General features: G+C 65.3%; 1 protein-coding gene. It reads left to right on the top strand.

Features of this window, described 5'->3' with window-relative positions; translation table 11 throughout:
- The first annotated feature begins 38 nt into the window (after window positions 1–38).
- Window positions 39–1,160 carry an IS630 family transposase gene (locus ACH492_RS40070; protein WP_398994381.1) on the top strand — a complete coding sequence of 374 codons (1,122 nt, stop codon included), beginning with the start codon at window positions 39–41 and terminating at the stop codon, window positions 1,158–1,160.
- The last annotated feature ends 2 nt before the right edge of the window (window positions 1,161–1,162 follow it).

Here is a 1,162-nt window from a genome sequence, read left to right on the forward strand (position 1 = left end):
CTAGTGTCCTGCGTCAGTAGTTGATCGTTAGTTGTTGTGTGACTTCTGCTGCTGGTGCGTCAGTTCCTCGTCGGGGCCCGAAGTTGGAGCCGCTGCTGCTGTCCGATGAGGAACGGGCGGTGTTGGAGCGGTGGACGCGTAGGGCGACATCGGCTCAGGCGTTGGCGTTGCGGGCACGTATTGTGCTGGCGTGCGCAGGGCCTGAGGTGCCGCCGATCGTGGCGGTCGCCCGGGATCTGCGGGTGGCGGCGGACACGGTCCGCAAGTGGCGGCGGCGGTTCCTGGCCGACCGGCTGGACGGGCTCGTTGACGAGCCCCGGCCTGGGCGGCCGCCCACCATCAGCGTCGATCAGGTGGAGGCGGTCGTGGTCACGACGCTGGAGGAGATCCCGAAGAACGCCACCCACTGGTCTCGCACGTCGATGGCACAGCACAGCGGCCTGTCCAAGTCCACCGTCGGCAGGATCTGGCGGAAGTTCCAGCTCAAGCCGCACCTGACGGACACTTTCAAGCTGTCGACGGACCCGTTGTTCGTCGAGAAGGTCTACGACGTCGTCGGCCTGTACTTCAACCCGCCCGAGGGTGCGGTGGTCCTCTCGGTGGACGAGAAGTCCCAGATCCAGGCCCTGGACCGGTCCCAGCCGGTCCTGCCGATAATGCCGGGCATGCCCGAACGCCGCACCCACGACTACGTCCGCAACGGTCTGACCACCTTGTTCGCGGCGTTCGATGTCGCCACCGGCGAGGTCATCAGTGCCCTGCACCGCCGGCACCGGGCAGCGGAGTTCAAGAAGTTCCTGATCCGCATCGACAAGGAGGTGCCCGCGCACCTGCAGGTCCACCTGATCGTGGACAACTACGGCACCCACAAGACTCCCGCGATCAAAACATGGCTGGGCAAACACCCGCGGTTCCAACTGCACTTCACCCCGACCGGCTCCTCCTGGATCAACCAGGTGGAGCGGTGGTTCGGCTTCCTGGCCGACCAGATGATCCGCCGGGGCACACACAAGAACGTCCAGGTCCTCGAAGCCGACATCCGCGCCTGGGTCAAGAACTGGAACGAAGACCCCAAGCCGTTCATCTGGACCAAGACGGCCGAGGAGATCCTCGACTCCCTCGCCCGTTTCTGCCGACGGATCTCCGGCGCAGGACACTAGTG

Source organism: Streptomyces sp. NPDC019443 (assembly GCF_044389785.1).
Classification (GTDB): Bacteria; Actinomycetota; Actinomycetes; order Streptomycetales; family Streptomycetaceae; genus Streptomyces.